Here is a 13,697-nt window from a genome sequence, read left to right as displayed (position 1 = left end):
GACGGCCGACTCGACGTCGCTCGAGGCCAGGGCGGCCGCGCCGAGGATCATCGAGCTCCGCGCCCCCTCGCCGTGGCGCTCGACGCAGGCTGTCGCTCGACTCCAGGCCTCGTCGAGGTCGAGGCGCCACAGCGCCAGGTGGGCGAGGCTCTCGGCGCACTCGCGGGCGAGCTCGGGCGCGAGGGCGGGGTCGTCGAGCAGGGCCTGGAGGCGCTCGCGGGCCAGGGCGAAGGCCCCCGCGTCGCGCAGGGCCAGGGCCAGGGCGACGCGGCGTGTCGGGGGCAGGCGTCGGTCGAGCTCGGGCTGACCCTCGAGCGCGGCGACGAGGGGCCCCGGGTCGCCCGCGGCCTCGGTCGCGAGCATGGCGAGCTGCAGGTCGCGCCAGATCCCGGTGCGGGCGAAGACCCGCGCGAAGACTTCGTTGGCGCGCTGGTGCTGACCGATGAGGGCGAACAGCCGCCCGGCCTCGCGCAGCTGGCTCAGATCCGTGGCGCGCTCGAGCAGCTCGGCGCCGAGGGACCACGCCTGGGCCTCCATCCCGCGCGCGCCCGCGGCGAGCATGCGCTCGAACAATCGGCCGAAGTCCTCGCCTGCTGCGTCCTCGGCCGCCGTTGCGTCGAGGCGCGCCCAGGCCTCGAGGGCGCCCTCGAGGTCGCCGCAGGCCAGGCGCAGATGCCCGGATCCCCCCGCGTCGTCAGGCGTGCGCGCGTCGAGGACACGGAGCGCTGCCGCGGCGTTTTCGGCCTCCACGCGCTGTCCGGACCCGCTCGCTCGGGCGCAGGCGGCGAAGGCTGGGGGCAGCTCGGCGCAGCGCTGGACCTGCTCGGACAGCCAGCGCGCGGCGGCTTCGGCCTCGCGCCCGCGCTCGAGCTGGCGACGGATGGCCCGGCCCAGGCGGTGGCTCAGGCGGCGGCCTCGCTCGGCGTCTTCGAGGGGCGGCTCGATGTGGACGCGGCGCACGTGGACCTTGCCATGGGTGAGGCTGAGCCGGGCGCTGGCGCGGTGCCCCGAAGGCATGGCGTAGTCGAGGTCGAGGCCCTCGGGGCGCACGGCCACCGCCGCCGGTTGGAGGCCAGGGGGCCAAGCTCGAATCCAGGCGGGGGCGTCGATGGGGATGCGCACCCCCGCGCTCGGACCTGGCACGGCTCACTCCTACCACAGCTGGGACGGCTGACCGTTCGGCTCAGACCCACCACTCGTGCAAGGCCGCGAGGAAGGCGTCGCGCTCCGCGAGCATCGCCGCGTCGGGCTTGCCCTCGGCGTAGATCCAGCTCAGCGCCGGCTCGGTCTCGGCGTAGATCCGAGTCGGCGTCTGGATCTTGTTGAGCAGCATGAGCGCGCGCATGAACGCGCGCACGCTTCGGCCCCAGGGCGAGGGCACGTCGATGACCAGCGCGCTCGCGTGGGTGTGGGGGTCGAGCCGGGCCATCTGCCAGCGCGAGCGCGCGCGGACGTCCGCCGCGGGCGAGCCGGGCAGCTGCGCGAGCCGGATCAGGCCGAGGTTGTGAAAGCCATCGGGGCTCGCGGCGATGATCGACTCGAACACCTCGCGCACGAGCTCTTGGTCGTTGGGCAGCGGCTCCCCCGACCACGCCTGCACGACGACGCTCCGCCACTGGCACATGCGCACGCTGGGACGCTCGATGAGGGTCTCGAGCTCGACGGTGTGAGGCGGCTGTGTCGGCCCATCCATCGCGGGAAATCATGCTAGCACGACGACCATCGGCTCCTCGGCTGCGCGCGTGCGGTGGGCTCGCCTCCTGTAAGCGGGCGCTCACTCGGGCTTTCGCCGCCCGTGCGAGCGGCTTCGACCCCCCAGAGAGCCTCAGGGGGTCGGCCAGAACGAGTCCTGTCCGCCCCTCTATCTATTTTAGCCGTCGTGGACGACGCCACGCCCTCCCTGCCCCACGTCCACGACTCAGCGACTGCGAGGGCCTGCCGCGGGTACCATGCGGCCGTGAGCGCGCCGAGCATCTACGAACGCGATCTCGACAAGAACCCTGCGAACCATCAGCCGCTGACGCCGCTGAACTTCCTCGCGCGCACGGCCGAGACCTTCCCCGAGCATCCGGCGATCCTCCACGCGGGCGCGCGCGCCAAGCAGCGCTGGACCTACGCCGAATACTACGCCGACGCCCGGCGCCTGGCCTCGGCCCTCGCCGCCCGGGGGATCGGTCGCGGGGACACGGTCGCGGCCATGCTGCTCAACACGCCGCCCATGCTGCTCGCCCACTTCGGCGTGCCCATGGCCGGGGCCGTGCTCAACTGCCTCAACGTCCGCCTGGACGCGCGCATCATCGCCTTTAGCCTCGACCACGGCGAGGCCAAGGCGATCCTCGTCGAGCGCGAGCTGGCGACCGTGGTCCGCGAGGCCCTCGCGCTCATGGAGGGTCCGCGCCCGCTGGTCATCGACTACGTCGACCCGACCGTCGACTACGCGGCGATCGAGGGCGCGCCCGACCCCTTCGGCGAGCTCGAGTTCGCCGAGCTGCTCGCCGAGGGCGATCCCGCCTTCGACTGGGTCCGGCCCCTCGACGAGTGGGACGCCATCGCCCTCAACTACACCTCGGGCACCACCGGCGACCCCAAGGGCGTGGTCTTCCACCACCGCGGCGCCTACCTCCTGGCCACGGGCAACGTCGTGACCACGGGCATGACCAAGCACCCCGTCTACCTGTGGACCTTGCCGATGTTCCACTGCAACGGCTGGTGCTTCCCCTGGTCCCTCGCGATCGTGGCCGGGACCCACGTGTGCCTGCGCGCGGTCCGGGACGCGGCCATCTGGGACGCGGTCGCCGACCACGAGGTGACCCACATGTGCGGCGCGCCCATCGTCATGGCCGTGATCAGCGGGGCCGCGGACGCGATCAAGCGGCCCCTCGATCGCGTCGTCGAGTTCTTCACCGCCGGGGCCCCGCCGCCCGAGGCGGTGCTCGCGACCATGGCCGCGGGCGGCTTCAACGTCACCCACCTCTACGGCCTGACCGAGAGCTACGGGCCGGCCGTGGTCAACGACTGGAAGGCGAGCTGGGACGCCCTCGACCCGGGCCCGCGGGCGGCCATGAAGGCGCGCCAGGGCGTGCGCTACCAGGCCCTCGAGCAGCTCACGGTCATGGACCCCGAGACCATGACCGAGGTCGCCGCCGACGGCGAGACCCTGGGCGAGGTCATGATGCGCGGCAACGTGATCATGAAGGGCTACCTCAAGAACCCCGCCGCGACCCAGCGGGCCTTCGCCCAGGGCTGGTTCCACACCGGGGATCTCGGGGTCATGCACCCCGACGGCTACGTGCAGCTCAAGGACCGCTCCAAGGACATCATCATCTCGGGCGGCGAGAACATCTCGTCCATCGAGGTCGAGGACGCCCTCTACAAGCACCCGGCCATCGCCGCGGCCGCGGTCGTGGCCATGCCCCACGGGAAGTGGGGGGAGACGCCCTGCGCCTTCGTCGAGCTCCGCGCGGGCCAGGAGCTGAGCGCCGAAGAGGTCATCGCCTGGAGCCGGGAGCAGCTCGCCCACTTCAAGTGCCCCCGCCACGTCGTGTTCGGCGAGCTGCCCAAGACGTCCACGGGGAAGATCCAGAAGTTCAAGCTGCGCGAGCGGGCCCGGGGGCTCGCCAGCGCTCCGTCCGAGTGAGGGGCGGACAGTCGCTAGCCGTGCGCGGCGAGTCGCTCTCAGCTGTTGGTCTTCATGCGGACTCTCGTCGATGAGCGCCCACGGGAAAGAGATGGAAAAGCGCAAGCTCACAAAGTGGGGCACCACTCGATCTGATCCACACCAGTGAGCGCTTCACTGTAGCGACGATGCCGACTTCCACCCTCATCGTCACCCGTATCAAACGAAACTCGAACTCGAGCATCTCGCACCTCAGCGGAGGTTCAGGCTCGACTGCTTGGGAGCACTCCAGCCTCGACGCCAAGCGGTTCATCGAACGCGGGACCCATCACTATCGCGTCCGTACGGCGAACGGCCCCTGCGTCGAGGTCGTCAACCTCACCAACGGCGGCTGGTATCTGCGCAGCCAACCGGATTCGTCCAAGGACAACAACCTCGAGGACCTCCCCGAGTACTGAGCGCTCGAGGGCCGGAAATGAACCTGCTCAAAAAGCTCCAGCATCGCGTCGGCGTTGCGTTGACCCCCGCTGAACACTACGAGCGCGCCTTTAGCCAGGGCGTGCTCCTTGGCCACCACAAATTCGCCGCGGCCACGGAGCTGTTCGAGCGGGCCGCCGCGCGGGCAGAGCGAGCCGGGGAGGTCGAGCTTCACCGTCAGGCTCACGCCAACGCCCTGCTCTACCGCTTCCTCAGCGGAGGCTCGCCGCAGGTGCTGAGCCCGCTACACACGGCCTTGGGCGCGCTCGATCAGATCGAAGCGGTCGGCTCGCGCAGCGATCACATGAGCGCGAGCTTGTTGCGTCACGAGGTCTCGGGTCGCCTCGCCGAGGCCACGGTGGCGGTCACCGACGAGGCGGATCACCTTCAACGGGCGAAGCTGCACCGCAGCGCCGCCCACTCCTTTCACGAGTTCGGCGGTCAGCCCCTGTCGACCTACGGTCTTCGCCCCGATGGAATGGCGCTCGATCGAGGTGACCTCCGTGGATTCTTTCACGACGGGCTGGCGCGGTTCCACGAAGCCCTCGATCGTGCGCGCCACGATCCCGCATCCGCTGCCGAGGTGATGAACGGTGCCCTGGTCGCCCTGTATCAGACCCCCGCTCAGGCCCACCGCGCGACGGCCGAAGGCTGGCTCGAGCGCCTTCAGACCCGGCGGAGCTGTTGGAGCTGCCGCCGCGAGTTCGCGGGGGCAGGCCTTCACTATCACTCGATCTCGGCGACGGTCCACGGCCACACCGTCGAAGTCCTGCGCCAAGCGGGGCACGACCTCGCCAGCGTCGACCTCGACGCCCAGACCGTCGTCTTGTGTACGACCTGCAGCTCCTCGATCAACGCGCTCGCTGATGCCCAGGCGCAGCGCCGTGTCGCTGAGCTACGCGTCGAGTTCCAGGGACACGTCGCCGCGCTCCAGCGCGAGCTCGAGATGCTCAATCGCCGAGTGACGGCGCTGAGCGAGAGGGCCTCCTGAGCCCACCCCCGCCGAGACTGTGAGTCCCCATGCAGATGCAGACCGCCGAGCTTCGCTGTCCCTATTGCCACGCCGCCCAGCCCAGCGTCGAGGCCGGGCACCACACCTGCGCGTTTTGCCTCCACGGCTTCACCGCCTTCGACGCGGCGCGAGCTCGCCAGACGAGCGCGGATCAGACCGATGCGTGGCTCCGCGGACGAGTTGGTTCGAACGCGGACTCACCAGTGGAGGTGATCGATCGAGCGAGCCGCGGCTACATCTTCAATCAGCGGATCTTCCCCGAGCTCCGCCGTGATGTGGCCCGAGTCCACGAGGGCCTGGGCCCGTGGCTGCAGGCCCCGTTGATCCTCCCCGAGCTCTCGCGGGCTCCCGGAGGCGCCCCCCATCCGTTGAGCCTCTACAGCGGCCGGATGCAGGCCTTGGTCGCGCTCAGCGGGCGCCTCGGCCACAGCGAGGTCCAGCGCTTCGCTGTCGACGAGGTCGCCAAAGCCCAGCTCGAAGAGCTCGGCGCGCCGATCGACGAGCTCATCCACCTCATCAACATCGTCGAGGCTGGACAGCGCGGCGGAGCCGACGGCTGGGGGGCCGTACGCAGCAACCTCGAGGCGATGGCCTCGCGCCCCTTGACGAGCAGCGAAGGCGATCGCTTCGCTGGGCTGCGACGGGAGCGTTGGCAGCTCCTGGCAGCGCTCACGCGCCACTACGATGACTGCGCCCGAGGCCAGCACTCTCCGAGCCAGCTCGAGGGCATCGAGGCGCTGATCGTCAGCCTCCGAGGCCTCGCCGAGCGCCTCCGGGCCTGCGTCAGCGCGCCCGTTGAGGCCCGCGCCTTTGCCCTGGCCGTGGAGCGTGAGGCCGAGGGGGCCCAGGTCCTGGCGCGTTGGCTCCGATGCCGAGAGCGCTTGCCGCGAGCACCAGAGGAGCCCCTCTCCCACCTCTACACGACCCTCGCGCCGCTCATCCCTCCCGGCAGCAGCCCCGATCATGCCGCGACATTGCTCGAGGGCTGGAGTGACCTCGCCGCGGTCTCGCGGCAAGAGATGGCGATCTGTGTCATCGAGGACTTCGCGTGGGCCGAGGCGTGGGCCGAGTCTGTCCGCGGTCGCAAGCGCCTGGGTCTATTCGGCGAGGACGAGGTCGTCGAAACGATCGAGCGCTTCTTGTTGCCGGTGTGGGTGGCTGAGCTGCGCTACTCGCAGCAACGGGGGCGTCTGCTCGGCGGGGGCGTCGAGCAGCGGACGCTGGCGCTGCTCGATGCATGCGCCGGCACGGCCGAGACCGTAGCGATCTTCGATCCCGTGCCTGAGGCGCTGCGCGCCGCCTTGAACCACCCCATGCGCGTCGGCGCGATCGACATCGCGCTGCCGGAGACAACTGCGGCCGACGCCCGGGTCGTCATGCAGCAAGCGTTGCGCTGTCGGCCAGAGTTTCAAAACGCTCGCTTTGAGGTGCGCGGCCTCGCGTTGATCCCCGCGGTCACGGTTCGCCTGCGCGCGCGCGGCGGCCAGCGCCAAGTGAGCACGGCGCTCCAGGGTCGAGTCCGGGCTTCGAAGCGCGCGCGCGAGCGCGTCGAGACGGCGCGCTGGCTCTTCGCGCGATTTGCTCGCTGATCCAAGCGCAGACAACAACAATCACAACAACGTCGCTAGACGCGAATCGAGGATATCGACATGTCGATTAGTCAATGGTTGGTAAATATGGGAGTCCGCGCCGAGGCCGGCGCGCTGGCCTACGCGACCCGCCGCGGTCGTCGTCCGCTGCAGTGGCCCGTGGGTCAGGACGACTCGATCATCCACCGCCTGCCCCGGGACCCCCGGGAGCGGGCCAGCATCTTCGCCGAGACACAGGCGATCATCGTCAACCCCGACGAGGTCGCGCTGGTCATCGAGGACGGGCGCGCCAGCGGAGACCTGCAGCCGGGCAGCTACATGTTCGAGAAGACGCGGGTCACGGGATCGCTCGACGTGATCTGGATGAAGACGGGGCAGCGCCAGCTCAAGTGGGGTCTGGGCAACGTCTGTACCCGCGACGGCATCGAGGTCTCGGCCAACGGGGTCGCGCACCTTCGCCTGGGGGACCCACTAATCTTCAACCGCGAGCTCCTCCAGGGGGCGGCGCGCCTATCCGAGGTCGACCTACAGCGCCTGCTCATGCCGCGCTTTCAAGCGGTGCTGCGCTCGGTGATCGCCACGTGCCCGACGGCCGAGCTCCACGCTCAGCGCGAACTCTTCGACGCTCGGGTCAGCCAGGCCCTGGGCGACACACTGGGGGACATCGGTCTGCTTCTCCTCGACCTCGAGGTGGTCGAGATCAACCTGCCCCAGGAGTTCAAGACGGCCATGGCCCGCGGGGCGCTCTCACGTCTGGGCGGAGAGGCTGAGATCTACGAGGCCCAGACCCGGGCCCGGGTGGCGCAGCTCGACGCACAGGCCGACCACGCTGGGGGCTTCGTGCGCGCCGAGCTCATGGCTCACATGCACGCGCGTGGCATCGACCCTGCCCAGGTCTCGGTGCTCGACTCGCTGCGCAGCATGGCTGAGGTGCCGCAGCTGCCCTTCTCTGGCGGCGCCGCACGAGCGGCGCTCGTCGGGCAGCTGGCCCAGACCGTGCTCAGCCAGCCCCCGCCTCCCCCCACGATCGAGCCCTCGCCCTCTACGAGTGAGGCGCTGCCCCCAGGGCCGGAGGACCCTCGGGCGATCGAGGCGCAGATCGACAAGCTCGTCGAGCGCCTCGCCAACGGCGAGATCAGCGAGGCGCTGTTCGAGCGCCTCAGCCAACGGCTCGAGCGCAAGCTGGCCCGCTGAGCCGAGCGAGAGACCCCTGCAAGCCCGGACCTGTGGGGACAGGGCGGGGCCGGGAAGGCCGGTGGTCTTGGTGGGCTTCGAGCGCTCTCAGCCCGCGAACATCTCGTCCACGGGCCGGATGGTCACGTTCTCGGCCGAGATACCGAGCTCGTGCGCGCCGATCACCTGGTCCTCGTCGAGGATCGCCTGGGGCTTGGGCGTGGGGTACTCGATGGTCCCCGGCGCGTCGGCGACGAGGGCGTCGCGCAGCGACTCCGCCTCGCCGGTGGCGATGGTGATCTTGAGGTTGTCGGGGTCGATGTACTTTTTGATCGCCGCGTTGACCTGCTCGAGGGTCATGGTGTCCAGGGCGGCCTGGAAGTCGGCGAGGTGGCCGGGCCCGCCGTCGCGGTCGAGGCCGTAGAAGCGATCGTCGATGGCGTAGCCCAGGCGCCCGGAGGTGGTGTCGGCGAAGTGCAGGATGTACTTGCGCAGGAAGTCCCGGGTGAGCTCGAACTGCTCTTTGGTCAGGCCGTTCTCGACGAGCAGGGTGAGCTCGCGGTGGGCGGCCCGCAACGCGAAGTGGGCGTGCTCGTTGGGCAGGGTGCGGATCCAGACCTGGAAGAGCTGGGCGCGGCGCGAGACGTTGGTCGGCGGCATGGACCGAAAGCCGCCCTCGGGGTAGGCCTCGATGTAGCTGTAGTCGCCGTAGTTGAGCCCGCGCGCCTCGCGGATGACCCCGTAGAGGTGGCTGGCCGAGTTGCGGTGCTCCCCGAGCCAGCTGTTGGCAAGCCACAGGGCGTAGAAGTCGGCCTCGCCGCGGTGCAGGTCGATGGGGTGGCCAAAGGAGATCGACGCGTCGGCGCCGGGCTTTTGGATCAGCAGGACGTGCTTGCCCTCGATGGCCGCGGGCGCGGGCGGAGGCGTGGGCGCGGCGCTGGCCGCCTCGGGCAGGGCCTTGGCGCTGGCCTCGACGGCGGCGAGCTGCTCGGGGCTGTAGCCGCCGCCCATGGCGAAGACGACGCGGTCTTGGGTGTAGTGGGCCTCGAAAAAGGCGCGCACGTCCTCGAGGGTGATGCTCTTCAGGCCCGCGACGCTGCCCTGGGGCGGGTGGGCGTAGGGCGTCCCGGCGTAGACGAAGGCCTCGAGGCCGAACTTGCCGAGCTCCTCGTCCTGGGCGTAGCGCAGGTTCTTCTCGAGGGCGTTGATGCCCTGGGTGCGCAGGCGCTCGAAGTCCGCCTGGTCAAACGCGGGCTTGGTCCACTGCTCGGTCAGCAGGGCCTGGAAGGCGTCGGCGGTCTCTTTGTGGCTGCGGCCGGTGATCGTGGTCATCTCCCGATCGACGCGCACGCCCCAGCCGGCGGCCATGGGGTAGAGGAACTCGAGCAGCTCCTGGTAGCTGCGCGACTCGCTGCCGCCGTTGGTGATGAGCTGGGCGGTGAGCCAGGCCAGGCCCTCCTTGCCGGGCGGGTCGTCCTGGCTGCCGACCTGGAACCAGGCGGCGTAGACGATGCTGGGGTCCTCGGCGACGGGGAGCTCGATGGTGCTGCGGTCGATCTCGACGGCCGCGGGCGCCTCGGGGGCGGGCCCGGTGGTGTCGGGGGGCGCCGGGTCGCCCTCGGGGCCGGGGCAGGCCGCGAGGGTGAGGGCGAGCAGCCCGGAGAGGGGCAGGGAGAGGGGCAGGGATAGGCGGCGCATCACTTGGTTCCTCCCTTGGACTCGGCGGACTTTTTTGCGTCTGGCGGCGGCTCCTGTTTTTCGCGCAAGACGGCGGTGGTCCGCTGGTTGTCGACGAGCCACAGCTTGGCGGCGGCCTGGATGTCCTCGGGGGTGACCTCGAGCAGGTTCTGGTAGTAGGCCTCGACGCGCCCGAGGTCTCCGCCCACGCCGATCATCTGGGCGACGGTCCCGGCCACGGACGAGGCGGTGTCGAGGTCGAGGAGGAAGCCGTAGCGCAGGTTGGACTTGACCGCGTCGAGGCGCCCGGGGTCGGGGAGCTCGTCGCGGTAGCGGGCCACGGTCTGCTCGATGCGCGCGATCACGGCGTCGATGTCGGCCGGGTCCCCGACCTGGGCGTAGATGCTCCACAGCCCCGGGTCGCGGTCGTTGCCCCCGCCCGCGCCGATGCCGAGCACCTTTTGCTGCTCGAGCACGAGCTCGCGGTAGATGTCGCTGGTCTCGCCAAAGGCGAGCTCGGCGAGGACCTGGGAGGCGACCCAGGTCTTGTCCTCGGGGGCGTAGGCTCCGGCCTTGTAGGCCAGCCACACGATCGGCAGGGTCCGGCCCTCGTACTCGACCTCGATGCGCTTGGCCTTGCGCTGCTTGGGCTCTTTTTTGATCTTCGGCGCGACGTAGCCTGGCTTCCAGACCCCGTAGTGCTCTTCGATCAGCGCGAACGCGGCCTCGGCCTCGACGTCCCCGGCGATCACGACCACGCAGTTCTCCGGGCGGTAGTAACGCTGGAAGAAGGTCTTGCTGTAGTCGTACTTCGTGGGCATGGCCTTGATGTCTTCGACCAGGCCCATGGTGGTGTGCTTGTAGGTGTGGCGGGTGAAGGCCGCGTTCTGCACGGCCTCGTAGAGGGTGAAAAAGGGGCTCGAGCGGTTCTTGCGGTACTCGCCGTAGACCGCCCCGGCCTCGGTCTCGAACGCCTCCTTGCCGTAGCTGAGGTTCATGAAGCGGTCCGACTCGAGCTCGACGACGGTGCGCAGGTCCTCCGCGGCGATGTCGAACTCGTAGACGGTCATGTCCGTCGAGGTGTAGGCGTTGGCGTCGGCGCCGATGCTAGTGACGATCTCGTTGAAGCGCTCGGCGGGGACCTTCTCGGTCCCGCGGAACATCATGTGCTCGAAGAAGTGGGCGAAGCCGGTGACGCCCTTTTCGTACTCGTCCCGGGCGCCGGTGCGCACGACGGTGCGGTAGGAGACCAGGCCGCCGGAGGCCATGGGGATGACGACCACGCGCAGCCCGTTTTTGAGGGTCCGCTCCTGGTAGGCGTAGGGGAAGGCCTTCGCGGGGGGCTCGGCGGGCTCGGCCGCGGGGGGCTCTCCCGCGAGGCTGGACTCGCCAGCCAGAGCCGTCGGCGCGCCGAGGCTCAGGGCCAGCGCGGGGATGGTGAGGAGGGGGATACGGCGGAGCATCGAGGCGCGATGATGCCACAGGCCCACGCGCGGGCGGGGGCGTGGGCCGCTCGCGCGGGGGGGTTTGTGCCCCGGGATTGCGGCGGGTGTTCGGCGCCGGGTGCCTGCCCACGTCCACGACTCATTCGTGATCCTTGCACAGCATCCAGATGCCGCCCTGGCCGGTGTCTTCGTCGGCGGTCGCCCAGTACAGCGCGTCGGCGTCGTCGATCATCTCGGTCGGGGCCGGGGCGAACTTGCTGGTGACGAACTCCCCGCCGAAGGGCTCGGCGTCGATGGGGATGCGGTGGATCCAACCGAGGTGGGTGTCCTCGAACACGTTTTGTGCGCTGAAGTAGACGTGGGTGTCGGTCGCCTCGATGCCCCCGTTGTCGCCCAGGCCCTCGATGTATTCGGGCTCGGCGCCTGGGGTCAGGCGGTAGAGGCTCCCGAACGAGACGATGAAGGTCTTGGACCCGACGACCTCGATGTCCGTCGGGAAGGTGGTATCCGTGAACGCGAGCTCGGGAGGGCCGCCGTCGAGGGGCATGCGCCAGATGTCGCCGGAAGACTCGGTCCACCACAGATCGGTGGGGCCCAGGTCGATGGCCACGATGAAGCCCGAGCGCTCGGCGATCACCTGGGCCGCGCTGCCGTCGGGGCGGGCGCGGTGCAGCAGGGTCGTCGAGTCGGGCATGTCGCTGGCGCGGCTGCTGTAGTAGAGCCAGCCGCCCTCGGGGCCGGGGCGGTGGCGCAGGCCGGTGGGGGCGGTCAGGTCCCCTTCGAGTAGGGCGGGCTCACCCTCGGCGTCCACCCGCCACAGACCGCCGGTCGGCGTGCCGTCGTCACCCTCGATCCAAAAGGCGGCCTCGCCGTCGCCCGCCATGGCGCGGACGGCCTGGGGGGTCTCGGTGAGGGTGTGCCAGTCGTCGGGGGCGTCGATGGGCGCCCAGCGAACATGGACGAACTCGGGACTCCACGGGTACCACTGGTCGGCCCAGTAGACGCGGTCGTGGACGCGCACGAAGGGCCCGGGGGTCATCGCGCCCGAGACGAGCTCGACCGGCCCCGTCGGGGCGTCGGGGCTCGCGCACGGGGGGGACCAGTCAGAGCCCCCGTCGCTGTCGCCGACCTCGTCGTCACCTCCGGGGTCGATGGATCTACCGTTGCATGCAGCGAGGGCCAGACTGAGAGACAGGAAGACGAGGAGCGAGCGAGTCGTGGGCACGGGGACGAATTGTGGCGCCTCGGCGGCCGCTCGGCAACGTGGAAGGGTCACCCGGGCAGGGCGTCGGACCGTGGCGCCCGCGTTGGCAGGCCTGGTAGCGTTGCGGCGATGTTGCGCCGTCGGTTGCCCGCGATCGCCCTCTCGTCTGTTCTCGCGCTCGTCGCGTGCAAGGGCTCGGCGCCCGCCGAGGGCGGAGGGGAGGAGGAGGCTCCGGTCGCCGAGGACGACGCGGCGCCCGAGCCGACCAAGACCGAGCCGGAGGCCGCCGCCGATGGCTTGAACCAAAAAGACGGCAAGGCCCGCATGGCCGAGGTCAAGGCGGCCATGGGCGGGAAGGCGGAGGAGGCCAAGAACTCCCGGGACGCGCTGCTCTCCCAGCTCAACGCCGGGCGCAGGGCGGTCAAGAAGAAGGACTACGACGAGGGCATCGTGCTGCTGCGCGGGGCCCTCGAGGCCGACCCGGTCAACCCCAAGGTGCTCGGCGAGCTGGGCTTCGCGGCCTACAAAAAGGGCGACCTGGCCCTGGCCGAGTCCTCGACCAAGCGGGCCATCGACCAGGCGCCGCCCGGGCACGAGAGCCTCGGCGCGCTCTACTACAACCTCGGGCTGATCGAGGAGGCGCGCGACGAGCCGGCCAAGGCCAAGGCCGCGTTCGCGCGCTCCCTCGAGGCCCGCCCGGGCAACGCGGCGGTCGAGAAGAAGCTGGCCAAGTTCGCCTCGGCCCTGCCCAAGCCCGGCCCGGCCAAGCCCGAGGGGCTGTGCGACGAGGTCCTCGCCGAGCTCGAGTGCGTGGGCAGCCAGGCGGCCTTCGACAAGCTGTCCGAGGCGGACCAGGAGTACTTGGGCGTGTGCGAGTGCAGCGTCCGCGAGCGGCTCAGCGAGGGCACGGGCAAGTCGATGCTCGCGGGCGCGGCCGTGCTCGTCATCGAGGGCCAGCCTGGCGTCGGCGGGATGTACGAAGACGAGCTCCACCTGGTGCTCGAGACCCGCGGCAAGGGCTGGTCGCACCACGGCCAGCTGGTCAACGGCTACATCCCCGGCGTGTTCGGGCTGTCCAACCAGGGCAGCATCCAGGAGCTCGCGTTCGCCGACCTCGGCCCCGCCCCGGGCGAGGAGCTGCACGTCCAGACCTGGAACTCCGAGCTCGACCAGGACATGGGCTGGAACACCATGACCTACTTCGACGCGCGCGAGCTGATCTTGTGCCAGGACGCGGGCGTCGAGTTCGAGTGCATCGACTTGGTGCTCGAGGGAGCCCGCGGGACCGACGTGCTCATCGAGGGCGAGGAGGTCGACCCCGACGCGGAGCTCGGCGAGGAGGCCTGGAAGCTGACCATCGCCTTCGCCGACGGCAAGGTGGACCTGAGCATCGCCTCGGGGCGCGAATTCATGTCGGACTTCGTCAAGGCGCTCGTGGGCCAGCGGCCCTTCGCGGAGTTCATGCGCTCCGTACGCGAGCAGCAGGTGGATTGAGCGCGGTCGC

At 70.3% G+C, this 13,697-nt stretch carries 11 protein-coding genes; 6 read left to right on the top strand and 5 right to left on the bottom strand.

Annotated features, from left to right (window positions below; genetic code table 11):
* Together PPSIR1_RS48615 and PPSIR1_RS34120 are read right to left on the bottom strand one after the other, a co-directional pair.
* The coding region (locus tag PPSIR1_RS48615; protein WP_157596268.1) for a hypothetical protein at positions 1 to 1,143 on the bottom strand (1,143 nt) is incomplete at its 3' end.
* Positions 1,144 to 1,183: 40 nt separating this feature from the next.
* The gene (locus PPSIR1_RS34120) at positions 1,184 to 1,693 is read right to left on the bottom strand and encodes a hypothetical protein (protein ID WP_006975812.1); all 510 of its coding nucleotides are present in this window, start codon (positions 1,691 to 1,693) and stop codon (positions 1,184 to 1,186) included.
* A gap of 264 nt (positions 1,694 to 1,957) precedes the next feature.
* Between PPSIR1_RS34120 and PPSIR1_RS34115 the strand changes: the two genes are divergently transcribed.
* The 5 genes from PPSIR1_RS34115 (at position 1,958) to PPSIR1_RS34095 (ending at position 7,888) form a co-directional block, all read left to right on the top strand.
* Positions 1,958 to 3,637, top strand: coding sequence for an acyl-CoA synthetase (locus PPSIR1_RS34115; protein ID WP_006975811.1), 1,680 nt, complete (start codon positions 1,958 to 1,960; stop codon positions 3,635 to 3,637).
* 167 nt (positions 3,638 to 3,804) lie between these two features.
* Positions 3,805 to 4,074 (top strand): DUF3892 domain-containing protein, encoded by a 270-nt coding sequence (locus PPSIR1_RS34110; protein ID WP_006975810.1) that lies wholly within the window; start codon positions 3,805 to 3,807, stop codon positions 4,072 to 4,074.
* Between the two features lie 17 nt (positions 4,075 to 4,091).
* The gene (locus PPSIR1_RS34105; protein WP_006975809.1) at positions 4,092 to 5,084 is read left to right on the top strand and encodes a hypothetical protein; all 993 of its coding nucleotides are present in this window, start codon (positions 4,092 to 4,094) and stop codon (positions 5,082 to 5,084) included.
* Positions 5,085 to 5,113: 29 nt separating this feature from the next.
* Complete coding sequence (locus PPSIR1_RS34100; RefSeq protein WP_157596267.1) at positions 5,114 to 6,694, top strand: hypothetical protein; 1,581 nt, start codon at positions 5,114 to 5,116, stop codon at positions 6,692 to 6,694.
* An 87-nt stretch (positions 6,695 to 6,781) separates the two neighbouring features.
* On the top strand, positions 6,782 to 7,888 hold the full coding sequence (locus PPSIR1_RS34095; RefSeq protein ID WP_006975807.1) for an SPFH domain-containing protein: 1,107 nt from the start codon (positions 6,782 to 6,784) through the stop codon (positions 7,886 to 7,888).
* Positions 7,889 to 7,975: 87 nt separating this feature from the next.
* Here PPSIR1_RS34095 and PPSIR1_RS34090 read toward each other — a convergent pair whose 3' ends face one another.
* From PPSIR1_RS34090 to PPSIR1_RS34080, 3 genes are all read right to left on the bottom strand, one after another.
* Positions 7,976 to 9,565, bottom strand: a complete 1,590-nt coding sequence (locus PPSIR1_RS34090; RefSeq protein ID WP_006975806.1) for a M16 family metallopeptidase — start codon at positions 9,563 to 9,565, stop codon at positions 7,976 to 7,978.
* Positions 9,565 to 11,007 carry a M16 family metallopeptidase gene (locus tag PPSIR1_RS34085; RefSeq protein WP_157596266.1) on the bottom strand — a complete coding sequence of 481 codons (1,443 nt, stop codon included), beginning with the start codon at positions 11,005 to 11,007 and terminating at the stop codon, positions 9,565 to 9,567. The genes PPSIR1_RS34090 and PPSIR1_RS34085 overlap by 1 nt, the downstream gene beginning before the upstream one ends.
* A gap of 121 nt (positions 11,008 to 11,128) precedes the next feature.
* A complete protein-coding gene (locus PPSIR1_RS34080; protein ID WP_045117315.1) occupies positions 11,129 to 12,214 on the bottom strand; it encodes an SMP-30/gluconolactonase/LRE family protein in 1,086 nt (361 codons plus the stop codon).
* Positions 12,215 to 12,322: 108 nt separating this feature from the next.
* On the opposite strand from PPSIR1_RS34080, the gene PPSIR1_RS34075 reads away from it, so the two are divergent.
* Positions 12,323 to 13,687: a tetratricopeptide repeat protein gene (locus PPSIR1_RS34075; protein WP_157596265.1), complete on the top strand. Its 1,365-nt coding sequence runs from the start codon at positions 12,323 to 12,325 to the stop codon at positions 13,685 to 13,687.
* Positions 13,688 to 13,697: the final 10 nt, after the last annotated feature.

Source organism: Plesiocystis pacifica SIR-1, assembly GCF_000170895.1.
Lineage (GTDB): Bacteria > Myxococcota_A > Polyangia > Nannocystales > Nannocystaceae > Plesiocystis > Plesiocystis pacifica.
This window is presented reverse-complemented; position numbering and strand designations above follow the sequence as displayed.